The 24,313-nt window shown below is 60.5% G+C and carries 24 protein-coding genes; 14 read left to right on the forward strand and 10 right to left on the reverse strand.

Annotated elements, in window-relative coordinates; genetic code table 11:
* Nucleotides 1-105 precede the first annotated feature (105 nt).
* The 9 genes from H143_RS21690 to H143_RS0114690 all read left to right on the forward strand — a co-directional run bounded on the left by H143_RS21690 (nt 106) and on the right by H143_RS0114690 (nt 8,857).
* On the forward strand, nt 106-1,539 hold the full coding sequence (locus H143_RS21690; protein WP_019939007.1) for a hypothetical protein: 1,434 nt from the start codon (nt 106-108) through the stop codon (nt 1,537-1,539).
* Between the two features lie 251 nt (nt 1,540-1,790).
* Nucleotides 1,791-2,171 (forward strand): 30S ribosomal protein S6, encoded by a 381-nt coding sequence (gene rpsF, locus H143_RS0114655; protein ID WP_026350083.1) that lies wholly within the window; start codon nt 1,791-1,793, stop codon nt 2,169-2,171.
* A 55-nt stretch (nt 2,172-2,226) separates the two neighbouring features.
* Nucleotides 2,227-2,544: a primosomal replication protein N gene (priB, locus tag H143_RS0114660; protein WP_026350084.1), complete on the forward strand. Its 318-nt coding sequence runs from the start codon at nt 2,227-2,229 to the stop codon at nt 2,542-2,544.
* A 69-nt stretch (nt 2,545-2,613) separates the two neighbouring features.
* Complete coding sequence (rpsR, locus tag H143_RS0114665) at nt 2,614-2,886, forward strand: 30S ribosomal protein S18 (protein ID WP_155803404.1); 273 nt, start codon at nt 2,614-2,616, stop codon at nt 2,884-2,886.
* 15 nt (nt 2,887-2,901) lie between these two features.
* Entirely contained in the window at nt 2,902-3,357 is a 456-nt protein-coding gene (rplI, locus tag H143_RS0114670) for a 50S ribosomal protein L9 (protein ID WP_019939011.1), read from the forward strand.
* 105 nt (nt 3,358-3,462) lie between these two features.
* Nucleotides 3,463-4,836: a replicative DNA helicase gene (locus tag H143_RS0114675; RefSeq protein ID WP_019939012.1), complete on the forward strand. Its 1,374-nt coding sequence runs from the start codon at nt 3,463-3,465 to the stop codon at nt 4,834-4,836.
* An 82-nt stretch (nt 4,837-4,918) separates the two neighbouring features.
* Nucleotides 4,919-5,800 (forward strand): extracellular solute-binding protein, encoded by an 882-nt coding sequence (locus H143_RS0114680; protein WP_026350085.1) that lies wholly within the window; start codon nt 4,919-4,921, stop codon nt 5,798-5,800.
* The gene (locus tag H143_RS0114685; protein WP_019939014.1) at nt 5,797-7,647 is read left to right on the forward strand and encodes an ATP-binding cassette domain-containing protein; all 1,851 of its coding nucleotides are present in this window, start codon (nt 5,797-5,799) and stop codon (nt 7,645-7,647) included. Before H143_RS0114680 ends, H143_RS0114685 begins: the two co-directional genes overlap by 4 nt.
* A gap of 85 nt (nt 7,648-7,732) precedes the next feature.
* Nucleotides 7,733-8,857, forward strand: coding sequence for a 3-deoxy-7-phosphoheptulonate synthase (locus H143_RS0114690; RefSeq protein WP_019939015.1), 1,125 nt, complete (start codon nt 7,733-7,735; stop codon nt 8,855-8,857).
* Nucleotides 8,858-8,881: 24 nt separating this feature from the next.
* Here H143_RS0114690 and H143_RS0114695 read toward each other — a convergent pair whose 3' ends face one another.
* The gene (locus H143_RS0114695) at nt 8,882-9,868 is read right to left on the reverse strand and encodes a LysR family transcriptional regulator (RefSeq protein WP_019939016.1); all 987 of its coding nucleotides are present in this window, start codon (nt 9,866-9,868) and stop codon (nt 8,882-8,884) included.
* Nucleotides 9,869-10,371: 503 nt separating this feature from the next.
* Here H143_RS0114695 and H143_RS20815 point away from each other — a divergent pair.
* A complete protein-coding gene (locus H143_RS20815; RefSeq protein ID WP_231378511.1) occupies nt 10,372-12,069 on the forward strand; it encodes a bifunctional diguanylate cyclase/phosphodiesterase in 1,698 nt (565 codons plus the stop codon).
* Nucleotides 12,070-12,182: 113 nt separating this feature from the next.
* Here the strand turns inward: H143_RS20815 and H143_RS0114705 are convergent, their stop codons facing one another.
* The 9 genes from H143_RS0114705 to H143_RS23285 all read right to left on the reverse strand — a co-directional run bounded on the left by H143_RS0114705 (nt 12,183) and on the right by H143_RS23285 (nt 20,292).
* A complete protein-coding gene (locus H143_RS0114705; protein WP_019939018.1) occupies nt 12,183-12,464 on the reverse strand; it encodes an EAL domain-containing protein in 282 nt (93 codons plus the stop codon).
* A gap of 312 nt (nt 12,465-12,776) precedes the next feature.
* Nucleotides 12,777-13,481: an ABC transporter ATP-binding protein gene (locus H143_RS0114710; protein WP_019939019.1), complete on the reverse strand. Its 705-nt coding sequence runs from the start codon at nt 13,479-13,481 to the stop codon at nt 12,777-12,779.
* Complete coding sequence (locus H143_RS0114715) at nt 13,481-14,188, reverse strand: ABC transporter ATP-binding protein (protein WP_019939020.1); 708 nt, start codon at nt 14,186-14,188, stop codon at nt 13,481-13,483. The genes H143_RS0114710 and H143_RS0114715 overlap by 1 nt, the downstream gene beginning before the upstream one ends.
* The gene (locus H143_RS0114720) at nt 14,178-15,134 is read right to left on the reverse strand and encodes a branched-chain amino acid ABC transporter permease (protein ID WP_196801313.1); all 957 of its coding nucleotides are present in this window, start codon (nt 15,132-15,134) and stop codon (nt 14,178-14,180) included. Before H143_RS0114720 ends, H143_RS0114715 begins: the two co-directional genes overlap by 11 nt.
* Nucleotides 15,127-16,008 (reverse strand): branched-chain amino acid ABC transporter permease, encoded by an 882-nt coding sequence (locus H143_RS0114725; RefSeq protein WP_019939022.1) that lies wholly within the window; start codon nt 16,006-16,008, stop codon nt 15,127-15,129. The genes H143_RS0114720 and H143_RS0114725 overlap by 8 nt, the downstream gene beginning before the upstream one ends.
* Nucleotides 16,009-16,088: 80 nt before the next feature.
* Nucleotides 16,089-17,357 carry an amino acid ABC transporter substrate-binding protein gene (locus H143_RS0114730; protein WP_019939023.1) on the reverse strand — a complete coding sequence of 423 codons (1,269 nt, stop codon included), beginning with the start codon at nt 17,355-17,357 and terminating at the stop codon, nt 16,089-16,091.
* Nucleotides 17,358-17,858: 501 nt separating this feature from the next.
* Nucleotides 17,859-18,851: a bile acid:sodium symporter family protein gene (locus tag H143_RS0114735; protein WP_019939024.1), complete on the reverse strand. Its 993-nt coding sequence runs from the start codon at nt 18,849-18,851 to the stop codon at nt 17,859-17,861.
* Nucleotides 18,852-18,859: 8 nt separating this feature from the next.
* The gene (gene pdxA, locus H143_RS0114740) at nt 18,860-19,846 is read right to left on the reverse strand and encodes a 4-hydroxythreonine-4-phosphate dehydrogenase PdxA (RefSeq protein ID WP_033365524.1); all 987 of its coding nucleotides are present in this window, start codon (nt 19,844-19,846) and stop codon (nt 18,860-18,862) included.
* 77 nt (nt 19,847-19,923) lie between these two features.
* A complete protein-coding gene (locus H143_RS23285; protein ID WP_369751151.1) occupies nt 19,924-20,292 on the reverse strand; it encodes an FkbM family methyltransferase in 369 nt (122 codons plus the stop codon).
* On the opposite strand from H143_RS23285, the gene H143_RS0114750 reads away from it, so the two are divergent.
* From H143_RS0114750 to H143_RS0114765, 4 genes are all read left to right on the forward strand, one after another.
* Nucleotides 20,246-21,223, forward strand: a complete 978-nt coding sequence (locus H143_RS0114750) for an IS5 family transposase (protein WP_019939027.1) — start codon at nt 20,246-20,248, stop codon at nt 21,221-21,223. The two genes, H143_RS23285 and H143_RS0114750, sit on opposite strands and share 47 nt — an antisense overlap.
* A 486-nt stretch (nt 21,224-21,709) precedes the next feature.
* Nucleotides 21,710-22,312, forward strand: coding sequence for an SIS domain-containing protein (locus H143_RS0114755; RefSeq protein ID WP_051094500.1), 603 nt, complete (start codon nt 21,710-21,712; stop codon nt 22,310-22,312).
* Complete coding sequence (locus tag H143_RS0114760; protein ID WP_019939029.1) at nt 22,309-23,319, forward strand: GDP-mannose 4,6-dehydratase; 1,011 nt, start codon at nt 22,309-22,311, stop codon at nt 23,317-23,319. Before H143_RS0114755 ends, H143_RS0114760 begins: the two co-directional genes overlap by 4 nt.
* 9 nt (nt 23,320-23,328) lie before the next feature.
* Entirely contained in the window at nt 23,329-24,273 is a 945-nt protein-coding gene (locus tag H143_RS0114765) for an NAD(P)-dependent oxidoreductase (RefSeq protein ID WP_019939030.1), read from the forward strand.
* The last annotated feature ends 40 nt before the right edge of the window (nt 24,274-24,313 follow it).

Genomic DNA, 24,313 nt, shown 5'->3' on the forward strand with positions numbered 1-24,313 from the left:
GGTGCGCCTTTGTTTTGTCGCCAGGCCGCTGTTAAAGAAAAAATCTCCACGGCCGGCAAGCCGGTGTCGTAGCGCGAAAGCTTTTAATCATGATGAGATGAGTGCATGAGCAATCAAATCGGATTTCATATCTGTCTCGTCGGGAAATGGCTCGAGGACATGGGTCAGGCGTACCAGTGGGCGCTGCGCGAACTCGGTTATGAAGCCAGTCTGGCGCAAGGCGCGGTGTCGCCCGATCGTGTCAATCTCTTGTTCGCCGGGTTCGGTGTGCCACTGAACGAATACCGCCGATCTGGCTTGAAGCACGCAATCAACATCAATCTCGAGCAAGTCGGCACGTCGCTTCCTGTCGCCATTACGGCGAACGCCTTTGCGCTGCTACGGGAATTTCCGGTTTGGGACTACAGCCCCCGCAATCTCGAACAATTGCCCCAATACGGCATCGCCGACTTGCAACATGTGCCGGTTGGGTATTGCCCACTTTGGGAGCGTTTGCCCCGGGGCGGGCAGGACATAGACGTCGTGTTCTATGGTGCGCTGTCGCAACGTCGGATCGAGGTGCTCAAGAAGCTGGAGCTCATGGGGCTGACGGTGGCGTATCCCAGGCGCTACGACGAATGGAGTCTGGCGCAGCGCGACCAATACATAAGCCGGGCGAAGGTGGTGCTGAATCTGTCGTTTTACGAGCAGGTTCACATTCTGGAAGAGGTGCGGATCAGTTTTCTCCTCGCCAATAGCAAGGCTGTGGTGTCCGAGATCCGCGGAGATACCTATGCCCATGACGATGTGCTCCAAGGGCTGGCTGCCGCGCCGTTGGAGGACATTCCAGCCCTGTGCGCCGCGTTGTGCGCCGACGTCGCGCGTCGGGAGAACCTGGAGCAGGCGGGCTACCACGCTATTCGCGGCCGCGACTGGCTGACTCCACTGCGCCGTGCCGTCGAAAACTACCTGTCGCGGGCAAACTTCGGCTATCAGAGCATCAAGCCCGATCTGCCCATACCGAGAAAGCTGAATCTCGGTTCGGGCAAGAACTGGAAATTCGATTTTCTCAATCTAGATATAGAGGGTACGTGCGGCGCGGACGTGGTCTTGGACTTGAACCTGCCACTGGATCATGAGCGCCTCATAGATAGCTGGCGCTTCGGCAAAGTCAAGCTGCCCAGGGAGGGGTTCGAATACATTTTGGCGGAGCGCGTTTTCGAGCAGGTCAGGAACCTGACGCAATGCATGCAGACCTGTCTCGATCTGCTCGAGGACGGCGGCATGCTCGAGATCGAGGTGGCCTACGATCTTTCGCTGGGTGCCTGGGACAACCCCAGTCATGTGCGCGCATTCAATGAACGCTCATGGCTTTACTACAGCGACGGGTGCGAACAGATAGGCTGGCGCAACCATCGCTTCGATGTGCAGGGCTTTGCGTTTAAGCTGTCGGATTATGGGGACGAACTCCGGTCCCAAGGGCGATCGGAGTTCGAGCTGGCCCGTACGCCCCGTGCCGTGGAGACCATGCGGGTCCAGCTCAAGAAGCGGCCGTTGTGACGCGCTGGTAGTGGGTCCGGTACGGCCATGGTGTGCTATGGGATGCTGCCCAGGCGTCCCTGTAAGACGTAAGAACCTGATTTGACTTGCAAATTTTGCTCAATCAGGAGAGAATGGAAAGCTTTCTTGCTCGACTACCCCGAAATCTGGGCGGCGGGCTGCCCCTTGCAGGCCTTGAGTCCGGGTCAAACCAGGCTCATTTGAGGTCGGGTCTGCGAGACATCCATAGGAGTTACCTCATGACGCAAACCCTGCGCCACTACGAAGTGGTGTTTATCGTGCACCCGGACCAAAGCGAGCAAGTGCCCGCCATGGTCGAGCGCTACCAATCCCTGGTTACCGGTCAAGGCGGTTCGGTTCACCGCTTTGAGGACTGGGGCCGCCGTCAGCTGGCCTACCCGATCCAGAAGCTGGTCAAGGCTCATTACGTTTGCCTGAACATCGAGTGTGGCCAAGCCACGCTGGACGAACTCGAGCACTCGTTCCGCTACAACGACGCCGTCCTGCGCCACCTGGTTATCAAGACCAAGAAGGCTGTTACCGCGCCCTCGATCATGATGAAGTCGGTCGAGCGTGAAGAGGCCCGCAAGGCTGCCGCGGAAACCGTCGTTCAGACCGCGGAACAGGCTTAAACAGGATAGCGAAGCGAGATTCGACAAGCCGGACAACCCCGAGTCGGTCCGCAGCATGAACAAGGTTGAGCTGGTAGCGCGCGTTCTAGAGCGCGAGCCCCTGCGACACACCCCCGCCGGCATCCCGGCAATTGAAATGCTGCTGGAACACGAATCGGAAGTCATCGAGGCCGGGCAAGCCCGCAAGCTTGCATTTACGGTGGACGCGGTGGCGCTGGGTGATCTGGCCATGCTGTTGGCCGACACCCCCCTGGGTGCCGAACTGCACATAGAAGGCTTTCTGGCCCCGGTGCGCAAAGGTTCGGTGAAACTCAAACTGCATATGCAGCGGGCGGGGCGGACTGGCGGCGGCAGGGATCCACTGGTGGCCTGATCGCCAGAGGCTGGTTCGGACGCAATCGCAAGCTCGACTCACTACAGACAGATCAGATTCAAGAGGCACATCATGGCTTTTGGAAAGAAGAAAGAAAAGCGTAAATTCACTCAGCAGAACCCGCTGTTCAAGCGCCGTAAGTTCTGCCGCTTCACCGCCGCCGGCGTTGAAGAAATCGACTACAAAGACCTGGACACTCTGCGCGACTTCGTCCAGGAAAACGGCAAGATCATTCCCGCCCGCCTGACGGGCACCCGGGCGATCTATCAGCGCCAACTGGATTCGGCCATCAAGCGTGCCCGTTTCCTGGCCCTGCTGCCCTACACCGATAACCACAACTAATCGGGGGAAATGAACATGCAAGTCATCCTGCTCGAAAAAGTCGTCAACCTGGGTAATCTGGGCGAAGTCGTGCGCGTGCGCGACGGCTATGCCCGCAATTTCCTGATTCCCCAGAAAATGGCCCGTCGTGCGACCGACGCCGCCATGAAGGAATTCGAAGCCCGCCGCGTCGAACTGGAAAAGGTTCAGTCCGAGAAGCTGGCTGGCGCCCAAACCCTGGGCGAGCGCCTGGCTGGCTACCAGCTCAAGGTCGTGCAAAAAGCCGGCGTCGACGGCCGCCTGTTCGGCTCGGTCACCAACGCCGACATCGCTGAAGGTCTGATCAAGGCCGGCTTTGCCGGTGTGGCCAAGGGTCAGGTACGTATGCCCAATGGCCAGATCAAGGCTGTGGGCGAATATCCGGTCCAGGTTGCTCTGCACGCCGATGTGCTGGTCGACGTGTCGGTGCTGGTCGAAGGCGACATGGCCTAAGACCGCAGCCGGGCGCAAGCCCGGCAACGGCCAGACTGGTACGAACCGGCCGGGTGGAAACGCCCGGCCGGTTTGCTTTTGCAGTATCAAAGGTACTATTGCCGCATGAATACGCCTGCCGATCCCCAGCTTGAATACCTGCGTGTCCCGCCGCATTCCATCGAGGCGGAGCAGTCCGTCCTGGGCGGTCTGCTGCTGGACAACGCGGCCTGGGAACGCGTCAGCGATACGCTGCGCGAAGAGGACTTCTATCGCCACGATCATCGGCTGATCTGGCACCACATCGCCCGCCTCATCGAGCTGTCCCGACCGGCCGACGTCATCACGGTGCATGAGTCGCTGGCCAGCGCGGGCAAGTCCGAAGAGGTCGGCGGCCTGGCCTACATCAATGCCTTGGCGCACAACACGCCGTCGGCAGCCAATATCCGCCGCTACGCCGAGATTGTCAGCGAGCGGGCCACGCTGCGCCGCCTGATATCGATTGCCGACGAGATCTCGGCCAATGCGCTCAATCCGCAGGGCAGGGAAGCCAAGCAGTTGCTTGACGAGGCCGAGGCCAAGGTGCTGCAGATATCCCAGGAGGGGCAGCGCGGCCTTGCGGGCTTCCAGCAGATCCAGCCTCTTTTGTCGCAAGTGGTCGAGCGCATCGACGAGCTCTACCATCGCGAGGGCGATTCCGACGTCACTGGCGTGCCTACGGGCTTTTCCGACCTGGACAAGATGACGTCAGGGCTGCAGCCGGGCGACCTGGTCATCGTGGCGGGCCGTCCCTCCATGGGCAAGACCTCGTTTTCGATGAATATCGGCGAGCATGTGGCGATCGAGCAAGGGTTACCGGTAGCGGTGTTCTCCATGGAAATGGGCGCCGTGCAACTGGCCATGCGCATGCTCGGTTCGGTGGGCATGCTGGACCAGCACCGCATGCGCACAGGCAAGCTTACCAACGAAGACTGGCCGCGCGTGACACATGCGGTGTCCAAGATGCAGGACGCTCTGGTCTTCATCGACGAGACGCCGGCGCTCACCGCCATGGACGTGCGCAGCCGTGCGCGTCGGCTGCATCGCGAGTGCGGGCAGCTGGGTCTGATCATCATCGACTATATCCAGCTCATGTCGGGCAGTAGCGGCAGCAGTGAGAACCGCGCGACCGAGATCTCGGAGATCAGCCGTTCGCTCAAGGGTTTGGCCAAGGAGCTGAACTGTCCTTTGATCGCGCTGTCGCAGCTCAACCGCAGTCTGGAGCAGCGGCCCAACAAGCGGCCGGTAATGAGCGACCTGCGCGAATCGGGCGCCATCGAACAGGACGCGGATGTGATCCTGTTCATCTACCGCGACGAAGTCTACAACCCGGATTCGCCGGACAAGGGTTCGGCCGAGATCATCATCGGCAAGCAGCGTAACGGCCCCATCGGCACCGTGCGCCTGACTTTCCAGGGCTCCAGTACTCGTTTCCTGAATTTCTCGGCGGCGGGCTACTAGAGATTCCCGCGCTGCGTCTTGCGAATTTTCTGTGCGGCCAGCGTAATATACGCCTGTTTATAACGAAACAAAGACACATCCCATGACTTGCAAATTGCTGCTTAGCGTTGGATTCACCCTGGGCATGGTTGCCAGCGCGCCGGTTTTTGCCGCTGGTAACGGCACCGTGAGCGTCTTATATGCCGGTTCGCTCGTCAATCTGATGGAGCATAGCGTCGGTCCCGCGTTCAAGAAGGCCACCGGCCTGGACTTCCAGGGCTACGCCGCGGGGTCGAACAAGATCGCCAACGAGATCAAGGGCAAGCTGCGCCGCGGCGACGTGTTCATCAGTGCGAGTCCCAAGGTCAATGACGCGCTGATGGGCGATGCAAATGGCAGCCACGTAACCTGGTATGTGCGCTTCGCCAAGTCGCCGCTGCTGATCGGCTACAACCCGCGCAGCAAGTTCGCCAAGGATTTCAAGACCAAGCGCTGGGATAAGGTGCTGCAGGAGCCGGGCATACGCATCGGACGCACCGACCCCAAGCTCGATCCCAAGGGGGCGTTCACCGTGCAGATGGTGACCAGGGCCGCCGAGCTTTACCATGAACCCGACCTGGTGCAAAAAATCCTGGGCGCGCCCGAGAATCCCGCGCAGGTGCTGCCTGAGGAAACGCTCGTCGGCCGGCTGCAGTCCGGCCAGCTCGACGCGGGCTTTTTCTACTCGACCGAAACGTCGGAACTGAAGATTCCCGCAGTGGCGCCCGAGGCCGCGTTGCATGCCCAGGCGGACTACACCCTGACCATTCTTGCCGATGCGCCCAATGCCGACGGCGCGGCCAGGTTCGTCGACTTTCTCCTGAGCAGGCAAGGCGCGGCGCTGCTCAAGGCGCATGGCGTGGACGGCGTCAAGCCCGTTGTGGCCGGTAATCTGCTGACGATGCCGATTTCGGTGCGGGCGGTGGTGCAGGCGCCTGCCCAATGAGGTCGCCGGCGGCCCGGCCTAGCGCGGCCCGGCCGCTCGCGTGGCTGGCTGCGCTGCTCGCGCTCTATCTGTGCGCGCCGTTCCTTGCAAGCATTCCCCAGATCGGCCAGGCCGATTGGGCGAACGTCGACTGGCGTCAGACCTGGTCCGCGGTCGGCGTGTCGGCGGCCAGCGCGAGCGTGTCAACCCTGCTCGTGCTCCTGGGTGGCGTCCCGTTGGGTTATTTCCTGGCCCGTTCGAACTCGCGCCGCATGGCGGTCCTGGGTTTTGTCGTGCAATTGCCGCTTGCGCTGCCGCCGCTCACCAGTGGTGTGCTGCTGCTGTTCCTGATTGGCCCGTACAGCGCTATAGGTAGTTTGTTCGGCGGCACACTGACCGATTCGTTCGCCGGTATCGTGCTGGCCGAAAGCTTTGTCTCCGCGCCGTTCCTGATCGTCGCCGCACGTTCGGCCTTCGCGGCCGTCGATCGCGTCTATGAAGATGTCGCGGCCACGCTCGGCCATCGTGGCGGCAGCCGCTTCTTGCGGGTCATGCTGCCGATCGCTTGGCCGGCCATACGCGCTGGGCTTGCGCTCGCGTGGCTGCGCGCGTTCGGCGAGTTCGGCGCGACGGTAATGGTCGCCTATCACCCCTACTCGCTGCCCGTCTATACCTATGTGATGTTCGGCAGCCAGGGTCTGCCTGCGATGATGCCGCTGCTGCTGCCCACGCTTGCGATCGCGATCCTGTGCGCGGCCCTGTCGATCTACCGTCGCCGGGGCCGGGCCGAGTCCCCTGCAAGAGACGAGGACGCCGGCGCACAGACAGATAGCGCGCCGGCTATTCAGACCCATGGCCAGGAGCGCGTGCGCCTGGCCTTTGATCTGGAGCACAGCATCGGGGCCTTTCAGCTCGCCGTGCGCTGGGCACCGCACGCCCGGCGTCTGGCGATTGTCGGTCCTTCTGGGTCCGGAAAATCGATGACGCTGCGGCTGATCGCGGGCCTGGAGGCGGGCGGCCGAGAGAGTTCGCGCAGCCACGTGATGCTGGGCGATGTCGATCTGGGCGCGCTGGCGCCGGAGGGCCGGCGTATCGGCTACATGCCGCAGGACTATGGTCTATTCCCACATATGACGGTCGCGCAGCAGTTGGCTTTCCCGGTTGCGGCCGACGCGGCCGGGGCGCGCTATTGGCTCGATCACCTCGGCCTGGCCGGGCTGACTCGCTATCTGCCGGCGCAACTGTCGTTCGGTCAGCGCCAGCGCGTCGCGCTGGCGCGCGCGTTGACGCAGAGAAGCCGGCTGCTGCTGTTTGACGAACCATTCTGCGCGCTCGATACGCCGCGTCGCCGCCTGCTGCAGTCATCGCTGCGCTCGTTGCAGCGGGACATTGACGTGGTCACGATCGTCGTCACGCACGATCCCGATGAAGCAGCGCTGCTTGCCGACGAGATTCTCGTGCTGGAGCACGGCCGCGTGTTGCAGGCCGGCCCGGTGCACGAGTTGTTCAGGCACCCGGCAAGCGTGCGTGTCGCGGAACTCCTGGGGCTACCGAACATCGGGGAGGGCGTGGTGCTCGGGAACGGTGGCATCGATACCGGGGCTGGTCTGGTCTTGCGTCCTGATCCGTGCGGCTTCGCGGCGGGCTCGCGTGTGATGTGGCGCGTGGCGCCTGACGGTGTGCGGGCGGCCGGGCAGGGCGCCTATGCCGGTCGTATCGAGAGTCTGCAATTGCGGCGCGGCGAGCGCCGCATGCAGATACGGATCGGCGGCATCGTGCTCGATACGCGAGCGGACGAATCCGCGTCCGACGGCGTCGCCGTAAGCCTGGACATCGATCCGGTATCGATCTCGGTCTGGTCGCCTTAGGGCCGGCTTGCCGTGGCCGCCGGGCATCAGTCCGGCAATGCAATAATGTTGGGCTTTCCCGCCAGGCTTGGAGCCGGAGAATACCTTGAACCGCATCGACTATCCCGCCCGCGACCAGGAGGTCGGCGCCGCCGACTCCACGCAGGACACCACCCGCATCGACGATACGCGCATAGGCGCGGTGCGCCCGTTGATTTCCCCTGCGCTGCTGCTGGACGAGCTGCCGGTCACGCCAGGCATCCAGTCACTGGTCGAGACCAGCCGCACGGCTATTGCCCAGGTGCTGCGCGGGCAGGACGACCGGCTCGTCGTGGTCGTCGGACCGTGCTCGATCCACGATCACGACCAGGCTATGGAGTACGCCAAACGCCTTAAAACGGCGACCGACACACTCTCCCAAGACCTGCTGATCGTGATGCGCGTGTATTTTGAAAAACCGCGTACCACGGTGGGCTGGAAGGGCTATATCAATGACCCCAGGCTGGATGGCAGTTTTCGCATCAACGAAGGCTTACGCCGTGCACGCACGCTGCTGCTGGAAATCGGCGAGCTCGGCCTGCCCGTCGGCACCGAATTTCTCGATCTGTTGAGCCCGCAGTTCATCGCGGACCTGATCTCCTGGGGAGCAATTGGCGCGCGCACCACCGAGAGCCAGAGCCATCGCCAGCTTGCTTCAGGCCTGTCGTGCCCGATCGGCTTCAAGAATGGGACTGACGGCGGCGTGCAGGTGGCGGCGGACGCGATCGTCGCCGCGCGCGCGAGCCACGCTTTCATGGGTATGACCAAGATGGGCATGGCCGCGATCTTCGAGACGCGCGGCAACGAGGCCGCGCACGTGATCCTGCGCGGGGGGAAAAATGGGCCAAACTACGATGCGGCTTCGATCGAATCGACGTGCGAGGTACTGCGCAAGCTCGGGCTCCCCGAGCAGGTGATGGTCGATTGCTCGCACGCCAACTCGAACAAATCGCATCAACGCCAGGTCGAAGTCGCGGCCGAACTGGCGCGCCAGATTGCCAGCGGCCAGGAGCGCATCATGGGCGTGATGATCGAGAGCCACCTTGAAGAGGGCCGCCAGGACCAGACGCCCGGTGTACCGCTCAGGTACGGGGTGTCGATCACCGACGCGTGCCTTGCCTGGGCACAGACCGAACCGGTGCTCGATGCGCTGGCTCATGCTGTACGCGCGCGGCGCACTTTGGCGCGCTGAGGCGGGACAGGTGTCTGTCCGGCCTCAGGCAATGTCCGGCAGATTCACAATCCGGTTGTGCTGTTCCTCGCGGGTATCGTCGAATGCCTCGATAAACTCGTTCATGAACGATCGGCAATAGACGGAGCAGACGACGCGCGCGGCATTGGCCGCTTCGTCGATCATCGGAGTCGTATGCACCGGCTTGCAGACAGACACGATGATGGGAGGAGGAAACGGCTTGAGCGGCAGCTCGATCAGGCTGCCGTCGCGTAGCGCATCCGCGACAAACAGGCTGGGGATGGCTGCGACGCCGTAGCCATTGCGTGCCAACTGCATGATCAAGGTCACCGACGGCAAGCAGGTGACATTGATCTGCTCGGCCGACATCGCGCATTCTTTCGCGAGCGATCCGACGATACTCTCGAGCGCCACCTGGGGCGCGGTGCTTCGTGCGAAGGTGAGGATCGGGTATTGCAGGACACGCTGCGCGAGTCCCGGTCCGCGCCGCGATATCAAGCCGCGCTTGGCAATCCAGCGGACCGGATAGCTGGCGATCGCATTCGATACGATCCGGGGGCTGTCCGTGCCTTCCGCGCGAATTGCAATATCGAGTTCGCTGTTGAGTAGCCGCTTTTGCAGCATGGCGCTGGATTCGACCGTCATGTCGATTTCGAGCTTGGGATAGTTTTCGTTCAAATATGCGACGTATTGGGCGAGCCAGCTGTGCACGACGGTCTCGATCACGCCCAGCCGCAGTTTTCCGCCGATTGCCACGCCCTGGCCTGCTGCTTCACGTAAGGCGCGCGCTGTATCGACCACGCGCTTGGCCAGCCCCAGTAAGGCGCTTCCCGATTGGGTCAGCCGGAACTGCGATGCGGAACGGTCAATCAGCGTGCACTTGAGTTCGTCCTCGAGTGAGCGGATTCTCAACGAGATAGTGGCCGGAGTCGCATGCAGAAGTTGGGCTGTTGCTCGAAAGCTCTCGAGTCGAGCCAGCGTGACGAAGGTTTCGAGAAAGCGAGTGTTCATGCGGTGGCGGTGAAGGCAGAGTTTTTTCCACGAGCGCCGCGTTTTGTTGCGTGGATCTGTCCATTTGAGCAATCGGCAGGGATTGCGACGCCTTGCGCAGACTCTCTTCTTTGCCACGTACAAGACAATGCGCCTGGGTCGCATCGTTCACATGATCTGGCGTCTTCGCCATCGAATGCCCCAACCTCGAGTACAGGTCCGCTCCAATGCGCGCTTCTGTGCCAAAAAGCAGGTAAACCCCTGTGTTCGAGATATTTTCTGGTTTTTGGCAACCGCCAAGTATTGCAGTTGTCGGGATTGGAAACCAGTGTGAATTCGTTAAATAAAGCTAAACGATCATGATGAGAATTACTTGATGGCGCGTGGCTTCATTAGCCATTAGTCTGCTGCGATCGAGCGCAACACAGACGTGATCGGCAAAGAAGGTGTGCATCCTTCAATTCCCGATGACAGCGGCAATGAGGCAGGCTATGTGCATCTCTTTCCTGGATAACGATGATCTGATGAACTGGAAAGCGGAGCATGGCAGTTCGGCGCTGATCAATGCCATCGTGAACGCCATGCCGATGGGGTTTTCGGTCCAGGACGCGCAGGGCCGCCTGCTCGTGCTCAATGAACAGGCGGCTCTTGCCATTGGCGAAGACATCGCGCGCCTGCGCGGCAACATGCCGTTTGGCGTGCGTCAGGCCGGCCCCGAGCGGATTGCGCGGCGGCGCGAGCGCTTTCTGCGGCGACTGGCCGGCCACCCGGAGCGCCTGCATGAGCGTGCCGTCATCATCGACGGAAAGCCGCGCACTCTGCTCGTGACCGACTGGCCTGTCCAGGTGGGTGGACAAAAACTTCTGGTCTGCACGAGCATCGACATCACCGAGCGCAAGCGCTTCGAACAGGAACTCGAGCTCCTGGCTTTTTACGACCAGCTTACCGGGCTGCCGAACCGCACCTTGATCCAGAAGCGTGTCGATGCCGCGTTGATTGAGCGCGCCGGCGAGGGCATGTTCGCGCTGGCGTTCATCGATCTGGACAACTTCAAGAACATCAACGACTACTACGGTCATGCCATCGGCGACGAGTTGTTGTGCGCAGTGGCCGGGCGCATTGCCGGCCAGATGCGTGCCTGCGATACGCTTGCCAGAATCAGCGGCGACGAGTTTCTGCTGCTTATCAATCCGCTTGAAGATCCGCAATCGCTGCCGCTGCTGATGGATCGCATCGTGGGCGCAATGAAAGAGCCGTTCTTCATCGAAGGTCGCCAGGTTCTGGCTTCGGCGACGATCGGCACCAGCATATTCCCCCTGCATGGTCAGTCCTACGACACATTGCAGCGCTGCGCCGACACGGCGATGTACTACGCTAAATCCCATCGCAAAGGATCGACATGTGGTTTCGATTCCGTAATGAGCGATGCGATCGTGCGCTTGGACATGGAGCAGCGTCTGCGCAACGCGGTCCGCGGCAGGCACTTTCGCACCTACCTGCAGCCCAAGGTTGCGATCAGAACGGGAAAAATCGTCGGCTTCGAAGCGCTGGTGCGTTGGATAGAAGCCGACCGGGAGGTGCTGGGGCCAGATGATTTCATCGCGCTGGCGACCGAAATCGGGCTCATAGACGCCATTACTCATTTTGTTCTTGAGGACGTTGCGGATTTTCTGCCGCGCCTGCAAAGCCGTTTCGGTGAAAATATATCGATCAGCATTAATATCGCGGCCCGCCAGGCCAGCGACATACTGTTCATGACCTCGTTGATGGACTATTTGCAAGCCCAGGGTATCGCCGCTTCGGTCATTCTGGAACTGACGGAAGACGCGCTTGTCGCGGCCCAGATTTTTCAAAATCGCGTCTTGCCGCATCTGCGCGAGATGGGTGTGCGCGTATCCATCGACGATTTCGGCACGGGTTTCTCTTCACTGTCGAAACTCGCGGACATCACCGCCGATGAAATCAAGGTCGATCGCACATTCATCTCCTCGATCCATGAGCAGCCGCGCAATCAATGCATACTCAAGGCCATTGAGTCGCTGTGCCAGGCGCTCAGGATTGAAGTGGTGGTGGAGGGAGTGGAGACAGCCGAGGAGTTGGCCTATCTGGAAAGATTCACGTCGATCCAGTTCGTGCAGGGCTACTACTTCGGCAGACCGCAGTCCGTTGAATCGATTTTTGAAGCCGGGCCCATCATTACGGGCAATTACAGCTCGGAATAGTCCGCGCGCGACGCGTCGCCGGCCTCGGAAGCGGCACACTCGGCTGATCGGACACAAGCGTCGGCAGGCTGAGCCTCAAGCAGTGATCCAATGCATTTCGGTTTTCCGAAGTGCTAGCCTTGAACACACTGAATCGATGTGTGTTCCCGAAGATAGGCAAGTTCCTCCCCGGTCTCAACGCCTTCCGCTACCACTTCGATCCTGAGCGCCTGACACAGCGGCTCAATGGCCTTGAGAATGCCCTGGCTGCGAGGTCGTTCGTGAATCGATGAGATGAATGTGCGATCGACCTTGATTTCGTCGGCCGTGATGTCCGCAAGCGACGACAGCGAGGAAAAGCCCGTCCCGAAATCGTCGATGGACATGCGCACACCTGACTCGCGCAGGCGTGGCATATCTTCGCCGATGGCCAGAGGGCCGCCTGTTCATTGAGCCAAAGCAGGCGGCTTTCGCAGTCCTGTACAGAAAGACCCACCGGCAGGGCACTGACGCCGGCATCGAGCAGCGCCGAGCTATCATGTTCGGCCTGCGGGCAAGCATGCGTCGGTTTTCTGTCCATTGTTGCGCCGCGCTTATCCTTGCGAGATCGGTATCGGTCGCGGGCTTTTTTGGGCGTAATTTACGGCGAGGCGGTGCCGTATTCCGACTCGGAATCCTCCCAGGGGCCGAGGAATCGCCCCTGGGGTTTTGCCCATCGGGCGCCGGGATCAAAGTCCGAAGTAGGTCTCGCGCACCGCGTCACTGGCTTCAAGTTCGGCGCGGGTGCCAGATATTCGCACCTTGCCGTGATCGAGCAGATAGCCGCGGTCGGCCAAGTCCAGGAAGGCGATGTTTTGCTCCGCGATCAAAAGCGAAGTGCCATCGCCGATGGCCGCGCGCAGCGCATCGATCACGCTTTTCACAAAGACCGGCGCAAGCCCCGACGAGGGTTCGTCCATCAGCAGCAGCCGCGGTTCGGAAATCAGCACTTTCGCGATACCGAGCATCTTGCGTTGCCCGCCCGAAAGGCTGGCCGCAGCGGCTCTCCGCTTGGATGCAAGCGCGGGGAAAAGTTCGAACAGCACCTCCTTGCGCTGACGTATCTTGGCCTCGGTCATGAAATAGCCGCCGAGCGCGATGTTCTCGTCGATCGACAGCGTGGGAAACACGCCGAGCTCGGACATGAACGCGATTCCGCGCTTGATGCGCTGGTCTGGCCGCAGCGTGTCGATGCGCTCGCCGTCGAGCAGGATGCTGCCGCCCCGGCACGGCAAGAGTCCGATCAGCGTACGTAGCAGCGTGGTCTTGCCTGCGCTGTTGGCACCCAGCAGCAGTACCGTCTGACCCGCGTCGACCTGCATGTCGACGCCCCAGAGCACTTGCATCGCGCCGTAGCCGGCCTGGACACCTTCGATTTTCAGGGATGCCGACATCATGCCGCTCCAATAAATGCCGCGATCACTTCGGGGTCGCGAGACGCGGCCGAGAGCGGCCCTTCGAACAGCATGCGCCCCGCTCCCAGCACGATCACGCGCTCGGTAATGCGGTTCAGAAAATCGAGCAGGTGCTCGACCACGATCATGGCGATGCCGCTTGCCGAGAGCTTTTGCAGCAGATCGGCGATCACATGCAACTCGGCCGGACTCAAACCCGCGCCAATTTCGTCGACGAGCAGCAGCTTGGGCTTGGTCGCCAGAGCACGGCCCAGGTCGAGCAGCTTCTGCTGGTTCACGGTCAGCGAACCCGCATTGCGCGAGGCCAGCTCCAGCAGACCGATGTCATGCAGGATGGGATCAATCTGCGCCAAAGGCAGGCGCGTGGCGCGTGCCGCCACTTCGATGTTTTCGCGCACGGTCATGTCGCGAAACACCTTGGGTACCTGGAAAGTGCGGTTGATGCCCAGGTGCGAGCGCTGGAACATGGGCAGGCGATTGATCTTCTGGCCCATGAATTCGACCTCGCCATCGTCTGCCTGCAGCAAGCCCGAGATCACGTTGATGGTGGTCGTCTTGCCCGAGCCGTTCGGACCGACGAGTCCGACGATTTCGCCGGGCGAGACCGCGAAGTTGACATTGTTCAGAACGATCTGCGCGCCGAAGTGCTTATTGACTCCGGCCAGACGTAGCAATTCAGAAGACATTGATCCCCCGGCGTTGCAGCAGAGACAGAAGGCCGCCCGGCAGAAACAGCACAAGCAGCACGATGAGGCCGCCGTAGATGAGCTGAAAGTATTGCGGCGTGGAGATGCCGATTGCCGAGTAGAGAATGTAAAGCAGCGAGGCGCCGACGATGGGACCGATTACGGTACCGACGCCGCCAAAGAGCGCGAACACGATGGCGAACACCGAGAAATCCAGAGTGAATACCGCGTCCGGGTAGAACACCGATATGCCCCATGCGTAGACGCCGCCCGCCAGGCCCGCGATCAGGGCCGATACCAGCCACGCGACCAGGCGGTGGCGCACCACGTTCAGGCCCGCCATCGCCGCGCTTACCGGGTCTTGCTTGATGGCGCGTAGCGCCATGCCGAAGCCGGACGAGCGAAAGTACGCGGCCAGCCCGCATGCGATCAGCAACACGACGAGCATGCAGTAATAGCTCGCGTTCGGGTTGTAGACCTGCTCGATCTTCAATCCATAGGGGCCGCCCGTAATGTTGGCCAGATCCGGATTGGAGAAGGTGAAATAGAGGATCTGCGAGGCCGCAAGGTTGGCGATCGAGAAGTACGCGCCCGACAGCCGCAGCAGCGGTCCGAGTATGACTCCTATCAGCGCGGCTGCGAGCCCGCCTCCCGCAACGCAGGCGAGCACCGGCAGATGCGTGTGCAGCACCAGTAGCGAGGTCGCGTAGGCGCCACTGCCGAAAAATCCCACATAGCCGAAAGGCAAGTAGCCTGTAAACCCATACAGCAGATTGAGTCCCTGCGCGAGCACGATGAAAGTCATGATCGTGAAAATCAGGGATTGATTGCTGTACAGATGCGGGGCGACGATAAATATCGCGGCAAGTACCACGAGCAGGATAGTGCTCGTGCGCAGCCGGTTCGGCGCGGCCGATCCGGTTCGAATGGAGTTTGAATTAGGCAAGACGCACCGCCTTTCCGAGCAGACCCGAAGGACGAATGAGCACGATGATCAAGAGCAGCGCATAGGGCACCACGTTCGACCACGACGAATAATAGGTTTGCATCAGCATCGTTCCCAGGCCGAACACCAGTCCGCCCACGATGGTGCCCAGCGGATTGCCGAGCGAGCCGATGATTACGATGGCGAACGCTGTGGTGGTCAGGCCATCGCCCAGATCGGGCGATACCGAGCCGAGCAGATAGGGCACGAACACTCCAGCGATGCCCGCAAGGGCAAGACCTGCGACGAAGGCGATCGTCGACACACGACGCACATCGATACCGGTGGCGACAGCTTCGTCGCGCTCGGCCATCACGGCGCGCGTCGCGTAGCCCAGGCGTGTGCGCGAGAAATACAGCCATAGCAACGCGAGCGCGGCCAGGCTAACACCTGCAGCCCACCACCAGCTATCGGGGAATTGCTGACCTAGAACCCCAAGGCTGCCGCTGCCCAGCGCATCTTCAGGCAGGGACCGCTGATCCGCGCCGAAGAGCAGCATCGTTACTGCCGTAAGCATCTGGCCGATGCCAAAAAAGAGAATGAACGACAGCATCTCAGGGTCATCGCTGCGCTGCAGCCGCGGTACGACAGCCCGGTATAGAGGCCAGCCGATGACAATGGCGCACAGTACCGAAACCGGGATCGACCATAGCGGGTTAAAGCCCAGCCGGGTTGTGATGATCCACGCGAGATAGCCGCCCAGCACGATGAACTGTCCGTGCGCCAGGTTGATGATGCGCATCACGCCGAAAAGCAGGTTCAGACCCAGTCCGACCAGCGTGAAGAAAATGCCGTAAAGAATGCCGCCGACGACGGCATAAGCGAGAAGTTCCACGTTCGTCCTTACGCAAGCGAGGATGATGCGGCCGGTGCGTCATGCGCGCCGGCCGTGTCCAGGTAAAAAGACGCGCAGGATTACTGCTTGGGCGCCGGGAAAACCGGCTTGGCCGTGGCGTGGTCTTCCGGATAAACGACGTTCACGCTCAGGTCGTCGCCCTTGGCGTTGGGCACCAGTTGGGCGACCGGGAACGGCTGGCCGAGTTGGGCGCCATTCTCGTTGATCTTGAACAGGCCCAGCAGCGTCGTCGTTTTGTCGGACATGTCCATCAGGGCCTGATGGAAATCTTTCTGCGTGAAATTGGGCGAATCTTCAAGCATTTTCTGCACCACGATACCCGTGTTGTAGCCCGAGGCGTCCAGGAAGTTGGGTTGCTTCTTTTCCGAGGTGTTGAACGCGCTGACGAAGTCGGCGGTGTTCATGCCGTAGGTGACCTTGTCGTACTTGACCAGCGGCGGGGTCGGGTAGGTATAGGTGTAGGCGAGCGACTTGACGCCGACGTTCTTCTTGAGGAGGTCCAGCAGCTGGCCCGGGAAGATCGTGAAAGTCATGTCAAAGTGCAGGCCGCTTTGCGACAGCGAGCGCAGGAACGCGATGTCGTTGGGCGGGTAGCCGAATTCGAGCAATGCCTGCGGATTCGATGCCTTGGCGGTGTGCAGCAGCACGTTGTAGTTCGATTCGGTGGTCGGCACGCTCTTGTAGAAGACGGGTGCGACGCCGCCCTTGGTGAGCTCGGCCTTCATCGTTTCGGCTTGCGATGCATCGAAGTCGTTGGCGTCATAGACGATCGCCACACGCTTGATCTTCTGTTGCAGCAGGAAATTGGCGAGCGGTATCGGCCACACCGTCGAAGACGGGATGCTCACGTCGGCCAGGTAGTCGGTCTTCTGCGTGAAGAAGTTCGCGCCCGAGCCGGTCGGGTCGATGAGCAGCATCTTGTGCTCGGCCGCCAGGGGAACGGCCACCGAGGTCAGCACGGAGCCGAAGTCGGACACGAGCACGTCGACCTTGTCCTGCGTGATCAACTGGTTATAGAGCGTGGTCGCGGTCGCGGTCGAGCTTTGATCGTCGTAGGCCACGATCTTGACGGGAATCTTCTTGTTGTAGGCCTTGATGAAGGCGCCGCCGTCCTTGTTGACTTGAGCAGCCCAGAACTTGAGGCCTTCGTATTGGCCCAGGGATGCCACGGCGAACGGGCCCGAACTGGCGAACAGCGTTCCGATCTTGATCTCGCTGGGAGTCGCCGGCGCGCCGTGCGCGGCGAAGCTGGCGGTAGCGCAGGCCAAGGCCGCGGCTACGGTCTTTAGCGATGCAGTGAAAGTCTTGCGGGTGCGCTTAGCTTGCATTGTTATCTCCTGTATAGGTCGTTATGACATCGGAACCGGCTCATGTCGTGCGCCGTTGGTCGGCGCACGCGGCTTGGTTCTCTGGCCATGGAAGCAACGAAAATGAAAGGCTCCACCCATGGCGGGGTTTGAGGCCCGTACTTATTTACGCAAGATCGATGCCAGTTGTGGTGATTTTTCAACTTGCTGATTCAAAAAGGAATTTGAAAATTCAGCCTGGCACCGCGGTCTGAACTTCTGGAAAAGTGGGGCATTTTCATCCAGGTTTCCAGAATTTTTTCTTGAATTTGCAATGTCGAACCTGCTTTCTCCTCCGGATATAAATCGGCATGCCGAGCAAGGCGTGCATCCGCGGGAAATTTACGCGATCAATACCGCTTTGGCAAAAAACAACCCTATGTTTTCCGCCTTATTCAGGTTTCGGAAAGCACCTATTAAGTGTCATGTAAAACAAGGGTGTTCTACGCGGATTCGCATACGGGTTACTACTCAAGCAGTTGATCATTGGTGCACATGTTCTGGCGCGCTTTCCGGACGTTTGGCGTAGCGGCTCGCCAGTGCGGCGCAGACCATGAGCTGGATCTGGTGAAAGACCATCAGCGGCAGGACGATAGCGCCTACCGCCTGGCCTGCGAATATCACCTGCGCCATCGGTACGCCCGTGGCCAGGCTTTTCTTCGAGCCGCAGAAAAGCAGGGTGATGCGATCGGGCAGCGAGAATCCCAGGGCCTTGCCTGCAGCATTGGAAAGCAGCAAGGCCAGCACCAGGATGATGAGGCTGCAGCCGATCAGGCCCAGCAGGGACACGAAGGGCGTGTTGTGCCAAAGGCCCTGGCTTACGGCTTCGGAAAATGCGGTGTACACCACCAGCAGGATGGAGCCTTGATCGACCCACTTGAGCATGGCCCCGCGCCGGTGCACCCAGCGGCCGATCCAGCCGCGCAAGGCCTGCCCGAGAATGAAGGGCAGCAGCAGCTGCAGCATGATGGTCTCGATCACGCCGAAAGACATGTGCACGCTCGATCCGCTCGTAATCACCACGCCGACCAGCAGCGGCGTCAGGAGAATGCCCAGCAGGCTTGATCCCGACGCGCTGCATACCGCGGCGGGCACATTGCCGCGCGCCACCGCCGTGAATGCGATCGAGGACTGCACCGTGGATGGCAGGCAGCACAGGAAGAGGATGCCCGCATAAAGATCCGGCGTCACCAAGGGCTCGAGCACGGGCCTGAGCAACAGGCCCAGTATCGGAAACATGATGAACGTGGCCGAGAAGATAGTCAGATGCAGCCGCCAATGCGTGAGGCCGGCGACGATGGACTCGCGCGACAGGCGCGCGCCATGCAGGAAAAAAAGCAGGGCGACGGCCAGATTCGCGGCGGCGCCGGAGATTTTGATGCCCACCCCATGCGCCGGCAGCACGCTGGCGAGAAGAACGGTGAGAAGGATCAGGCAGACGAATCTGTCCGGAAGAAAGCGGGTAATACGTTGCATAGGTTTCTCTACACCATTCTTAGAGCTAGATTGAAAGCTTGCATCAGCGAGGCATGGTCGGCCTTTCCCTGCCACGCGATATCGAAGGCAGTGCCGTGATCGACGCTGGTTCGTATGAAAGGCAGTCCCACGGTGACGTTGACGCCGTGGTCTACACCTAGATATTTGACGGGAATGAGGCCCTGATCGTGATATTGCGCCACGACTATGTCGAACTCCCCGCGCCGCGCCCGCATGAAAATCGTATCGCCCGGCCAGGGCCCGGAAGCCTCCAGGCCGTCGGCCCGAGCCTGGGCGATGGCCGGCGCGATCACGTCGATGTCCTCGCGGCCGAACTTGCCGTCCTCGCCGGCATGCGGGTTCAGGCCGGCGACTGCGATGCGCGGCCGCTGCACGCCCATTTGCCGGCAGGCTCGATCGGCCAGGCGTATCGCGCGCAGCTCGGCCTTGGGCGTGATCAGCTGCGGCACTTGCGACAGCGCGACGTGGATGGTCACCAGCAACACGCGCAGTTCGTCGTTGGCCAGCATCATGGCGTAGTCGGCTGTGCCCGAGCGTTCGGCCAGAATTTCAGTGTGCCCTGGCTGGTCGATGCCGGCCAGGTGCATGGAATGCTTGTTCAGGGGGGCTGTCACAATGCCGCGGATGCTACCTGCCATGGCGTCGTCGATCGCGGCGCAAAGATAGTCGTATGCGCCGCGGCCTGCATCGGCATCGACTTTGCCCGGCGCGAGGGAGGCGGGCAGGGCGGGCGAGCAGGCCACCACCTCGATGGTGCCGGGAGCGCAGCGCGCATGCTCGGGGCCGGCGATCTCGATGATCTCGATGTTCCGGCCCAACAGGGCGGCGGCGCGGCGCATCGTGCCCGCATCGCCGTAGACAACGGCCGGCGCGGGCAGGCCCTGCGTGAAGCATCGGACTATGATCTCGGGACCGATGCCGGCGGCATCGCCCATCGTGATGCCGAGGGGAGGGGGGGAAGGCTTAGCGCTCATGTTGGTTTAATACCTTCCCGTATCTTATACGAGGGCGCGAACTCGTCGCCCCCCGGCCCGTTCTCGTTCCAGCGAAATCAAGGAGAGCACGCAACAAGAGGAAGATAAATACCGGGTTGGGGAATGCTTTCAAACCTATACCCATAGCGAAGCAAGGCTTCCGTGCATTTATCCGTAGTTATGACGCCGTTAACGGCGTGCGGTTCTATGACTATTTTCGGCCGGAATTTCCTGAAGAAAGCGTCATCTCCGAACAGCGTGGCTTCACCGCCTTCGATATCACATTTGATGAAATCGATTTTTTCCAGTTCGAGGATATCCGCCAGCCTGCTAAGGACACTCTGAACAATTCCCCCGGTCAGCCGTAAAGCAGATAGGACCAGATCAGCGAGAGAGTCGATGAGCCAACTGAGTTTTAGCGAAGCGGAGTATGCGGGCAAGCGCAAGCAGACGCGGCGCGAGAAGTTCTTGAGCGAGATGGACAGGACGATACCGTGGGATTACCTGGCTGGCGAGATTGCCAAGCATTATCCGCGGTCGGGTAAGGTGGGCCGCCAGCCGTATCCGATCGAGACGATGATCCGGATTCACTTCATGCAGCAGTGGTTCAACCTGTCTGACCCGGCGATGGAAGAGGTGTTGTACGACATCAACTCGATGCGCCAGTTTGCCCGGCTGCCCGCAGGTCGTGTGCCCGATGAGACGACGATTCTCAATTTCCGGCACTTGCTCGAAGAGCACGACATCGCTGACGGGATCTTCGAGGGGGTGACGCTGTTTCTGCAGGACTACGGTCTGATGGTGCGCCAGGGCACGATCGTCGATGCCACGATCATCGATGCGCCCAGCTCGACCAAGAATGAGGCGGGTGCGCGAGATCCCGAGATGCACCAGACCAAGAAGGGCAAGGACTGGCGCTTTGGGATGAAGGCGCATATTGGGGTGGACTTGCACACGGGGCTGGTGCATACGGTGGTGGGCACGGCGGCCAACGTGGCGGACGTAACGCAGGTCGCAGGCCTGCTGCATGGACACGAGCAACTGGTGTTGGGCGATGCGGGCTACCAAGGCGTGGATAAGCGAGACGAGCATCAGGGGCGCGAGGTGCAGTGGTTCATTGCGATGCGTCCGAGCAAGATCGCGCAGATGAAACGGGGCTTGGTGCAGGCGCAGGTCAAGTTCGAACACATGAAGGCCAGCTTGCGGGCCAAGGTGGAACACCCGTTTCGGGTGATCAAGCGCCAGTTCGGGTTCACGAAAGTGCGCTACCGAGGGCTGTCCAAGAACACCGCGCAACTCAAGACGCTGTTCGCACTGGCCAATCTGTGGATGGCACGAGGGCGTTTGATGACCGCGATGGGACAGGTGCGTCCATGAGGCGCCAGATGGCTCGAGAAAGGCCTGAATCCGGTGCGCAGATGCCAGATAACGCCGCGCTTTCGAGTCATCTTTCGACATTATGAAAATCGACTGCGTCGGCCCGAACAAATCCGCTCGGTCGGCGCTTTGATCAGACTTTCCCTAAGGATGTAGGATTTGAACATAATCTTGGTCCCGCAGTCGCTTCCGACGATCTCGGTGGCGGAGGATCCCATGCTGCCGTCACCGGAAAAATCCAGCCCATCGCAATGAACCACTGCACCTCGCTCCCCGGATGATTGTCTGAGCTTTGCCGGATTTGTCGCGCAAATTTTAACTTGGTTCGATGCGCTCATCGTGAGCCAGAGTTCTTGAATTACCAGCGAAAACTTCCTGTGTTCCTTGCTTTATTTGCATGAAATTTCCGTAAATTCTTATGCTTGCGGGCCTCCGCAATTTGTGCAAAAGACGAAGGAAATTGACGCGTCAAGCGCAATGAAATGCATGGAACAACTCATACGCGACTATACGAGCAAGCTCACGCAGGCTCTGGGCATGAAGGCAATGCAGCGAGTGCCGGCGCTGGCCGCTGCATTGCGCGATGCCTGGCAGGCCAAGCGATCTGTTTTCCTGTGCGGCAACGGCGGCAGCGCCGGCAATGCGGTTCATCTGGCCAACGACATGCTTTACGGCGTCGGGCTCAACAATCGCCGCGGCGGCCTGAAGGTCGAGGCGCTGAGCGCCAATGCTGCGGTGCTGACCTGCCTTGCAAACGATATCGGATACGACCGGATCTATAGCGAGCAATTGCGCGTCAAGGCGGAAGCCGACGATGTATTGATCGTGCTGTCGGGCAGCGGCAATTCGGCGAATGTCGTCAAGGCGCTGGAGATGGGCAACCAGATCGGCATGAAGACGTTTGCGATTCTTGCCTTTGACGGAGGCCGATGCCGATCGCTTGCGCAACATGCGATTCACTTCCCGATCGACGACATGCAGATCGCCGAGGATCTGCAGCTGACGATCGGCCATCTCTGTATGCAATGGCTTTACGCAAATCCGATTCATGAAATAGCGCCGAAGATGTCGAGCGAGGCCGATCAATGACAAAGGCTGTCGATAATCAACGGTTTCTGGTCATTGGCAGCAACTGCTTTTCCGGTGCGCAATTCGTCAAATATCTGCTGCGTCGCGAACATCAGGTTCTCGGTGTGAGTCGTTCGCCCGAGCCGCACGAGGTCTATCTGCCCTATCGGGCCGAGCCTTCATGCGCTGATCGTTTTCGCTTCGCGCAGATTGACATCAACCATCAGCTGGATGAGCTGATTACGCTGGTGAAGGAATTCCAACCCGAATATGTGGTCAACTTTGCTGCTCAGGGCATGGTCGCGCAAAGTTGGGAAACACCAGAGCATTGGTATCAGACGAATGTGGTCGGCCAGGTTAGGTTGCATGACCAGTTGCGCAAGCTCGCATTCATTCGGCGTTATGTGCATGTGACGACCCCCGAGGTCTACGGCAGCACCGACGGCTGGATCAAGGAGCGCTTCGAATTCGCGCCCAGCACGCCTTACGCGGTGTCGCGCGCAGCGTGCGACCTGCATCTGATGAGCTTCTTCAAGGCCTATCACTTTCCTGTCGTTTTCACGCGTGCGGCCAATGTCTATGGGCCCGGCCAGCAGCTCTACCGGATCATTCCGCGCACGCTGCTGTTCGCGCGGCTCGGACGCAAGCTTGAACTGCATGGCGGCGGACATTCGATCCGCTCGTTCATCCATATCGACGACGTCGCGGACGCGACTTGGCGCATTGCGGCCTCGGGCACGGCCGGCGATGCCTATCACATCTCGACGAACCATACCGTGTCCATACGCGAACTCGTTGAAATGGTGTGCGAGCTCGTTGACGTGCGTTTCGACGATCTTGCACAAGTCGCAGGCGAGCGACTGGGCAAGGACCAGGCTTATCTGCTCGACAGCGGCAAGCTGCGTGCAGAGCTTGGATGGCGGGACCGGATTGCGCTGGCAGACGGCTTGCGTGACACCCTCGCGTGGATCGATGCAAATCTCGACACGCTCAAATCGCTGCCCGCTGATTACATTCATAAACCGTAAGGCATTTCCATGAAGATTCTCGTCACAGGCGGCTGCGGTTATATCGGCACCGTACTGACCGGCAAACTGCTCGAGGACGGCCACACGGTCACCGTCGTCGACACCCAGTGGTTCGGCAATCACCTGAAGCCGCATCCGAAACTGACGATACTCAAGCAGGACACGCGCGAGGTCGACGCGATACCGCTGGATGGCGTCGAAGCGGTGATCCATCTGGCGAATATCGCGAACGATCCGGGCGTTGAATTGAACCCGACGCTGTCGTGGGAAGTCAATGTGCTTGCGACGCAGCAGCTTGCCGACCGCGCCGTGCTCGCCGGGGTGCGCCAATTCCTGTTCGCGAGTTCGGGCAGCGTGTATGGCGTCAAGGACGAGCCGCAAGTCACCGAGGATCTATCGCTGGTGCCCATCTCGGCCTATAACAAGACCAAGATGGTCGCCGAGCGCGTCGTGCTTAGTTACGCCGACCGCATGCAGGTGCACTGCATCCGTCCGGCGACGGTCTGCGGCTATTCGCCGCGCATGCGCCTGGACGTCAGCGTCAATATGTTCGCCTGGCAGGCCGTCAAGAGCGGCCGCATCACCGTGTTCGGCGGCGCTCAGACGCGTCCGAACATCCATATCCAGGACATGGTCGATGTCTACCGCCATTTTCTCGCCAATCCCGGGATTGCTTCGGGCTGCTACAACGCTGGGTTCGAGAACATCTCCATTCTCGATATTGCCAGGCGCGTCAGCGAAAAGGTCTCGGCCGAGCTCGTGATCTCGGAGTCGAACGATCCGCGTTCCTATCGCCAGAATTCCGACAAGCTGCTCGCGACCGGTTTTGTCCAACGCCACTGCGTCAGCGACGCGATCGATGAAATCATCGATCGCCATGCTTCGGGCGCGCTCGTCGAAACGGATCAGTGCTATACCGTGCGCTGGATGAAGCACCTGAGTCTTGCCGCGTAGGGAACGACCTATATATTCTCCAGGCGATACGCAATTAAAC

This window comes from Bordetella sp. FB-8 (assembly GCF_000382185.1).
Lineage (GTDB): Bacteria > Pseudomonadota > Gammaproteobacteria > Burkholderiales > Burkholderiaceae_B > Bordetella.

Coding starts and splice junctions, on each gene's coding strand:
- H143_RS0114695 (WP_019939016.1), bottom strand. CDS start 9,868: ATGAACACTCGCTTTCTCGAAACCTTCGTCACGCTGGCTCGACTCGAG.
- H143_RS0114735 (WP_019939024.1), bottom strand. CDS start 18,851: ATGCAACGTATTACCCGCTTTCTTCCGGACAGATTCGTCTGCCTGATC.
- H143_RS0114755 (WP_051094500.1), top strand. CDS start 21,710: ATGGAACAACTCATACGCGACTATACGAGCAAGCTCACGCAGGCTCTG.
- H143_RS0114715 (WP_019939020.1), bottom strand. CDS start 14,188: ATGTCTTCTGAATTGCTACGTCTGGCCGGAGTCAATAAGCACTTCGGC.
- H143_RS0114765 (WP_019939030.1), top strand. CDS start 23,329: ATGAAGATTCTCGTCACAGGCGGCTGCGGTTATATCGGCACCGTACTG.
- H143_RS0114685 (WP_019939014.1), top strand. CDS start 5,797: ATGAGGTCGCCGGCGGCCCGGCCTAGCGCGGCCCGGCCGCTCGCGTGG.
- H143_RS0114760 (WP_019939029.1), top strand. CDS start 22,309: ATGACAAAGGCTGTCGATAATCAACGGTTTCTGGTCATTGGCAGCAAC.
- H143_RS21690 (WP_019939007.1), top strand. CDS start 106: ATGAGCAATCAAATCGGATTTCATATCTGTCTCGTCGGGAAATGGCTC.
- H143_RS0114730 (WP_019939023.1), bottom strand. CDS start 17,357: ATGCAAGCTAAGCGCACCCGCAAGACTTTCACTGCATCGCTAAAGACC.
- H143_RS20815 (WP_231378511.1), top strand. CDS start 10,372: ATGAACTGGAAAGCGGAGCATGGCAGTTCGGCGCTGATCAATGCCATC.
- pdxA (WP_033365524.1), bottom strand. CDS start 19,846: ATGAGCGCTAAGCCTTCCCCCCCTCCCCTCGGCATCACGATGGGCGAT.
- H143_RS0114680 (WP_026350085.1), top strand. CDS start 4,919: ATGACTTGCAAATTGCTGCTTAGCGTTGGATTCACCCTGGGCATGGTT.
- H143_RS0114710 (WP_019939019.1), bottom strand. CDS start 13,481: ATGTCGGCATCCCTGAAAATCGAAGGTGTCCAGGCCGGCTACGGCGCG.
- H143_RS0114705 (WP_019939018.1), bottom strand. CDS start 12,464: ATGCCACGCCTGCGCGAGTCAGGTGTGCGCATGTCCATCGACGATTTC.
- rplI (WP_019939011.1), top strand. CDS start 2,902: ATGCAAGTCATCCTGCTCGAAAAAGTCGTCAACCTGGGTAATCTGGGC.
- H143_RS0114675 (WP_019939012.1), top strand. CDS start 3,463: ATGAATACGCCTGCCGATCCCCAGCTTGAATACCTGCGTGTCCCGCCG.
- priB (WP_026350084.1), top strand. CDS start 2,227: ATGAACAAGGTTGAGCTGGTAGCGCGCGTTCTAGAGCGCGAGCCCCTG.
- H143_RS0114750 (WP_019939027.1), top strand. CDS start 20,246: ATGAGCCAACTGAGTTTTAGCGAAGCGGAGTATGCGGGCAAGCGCAAG.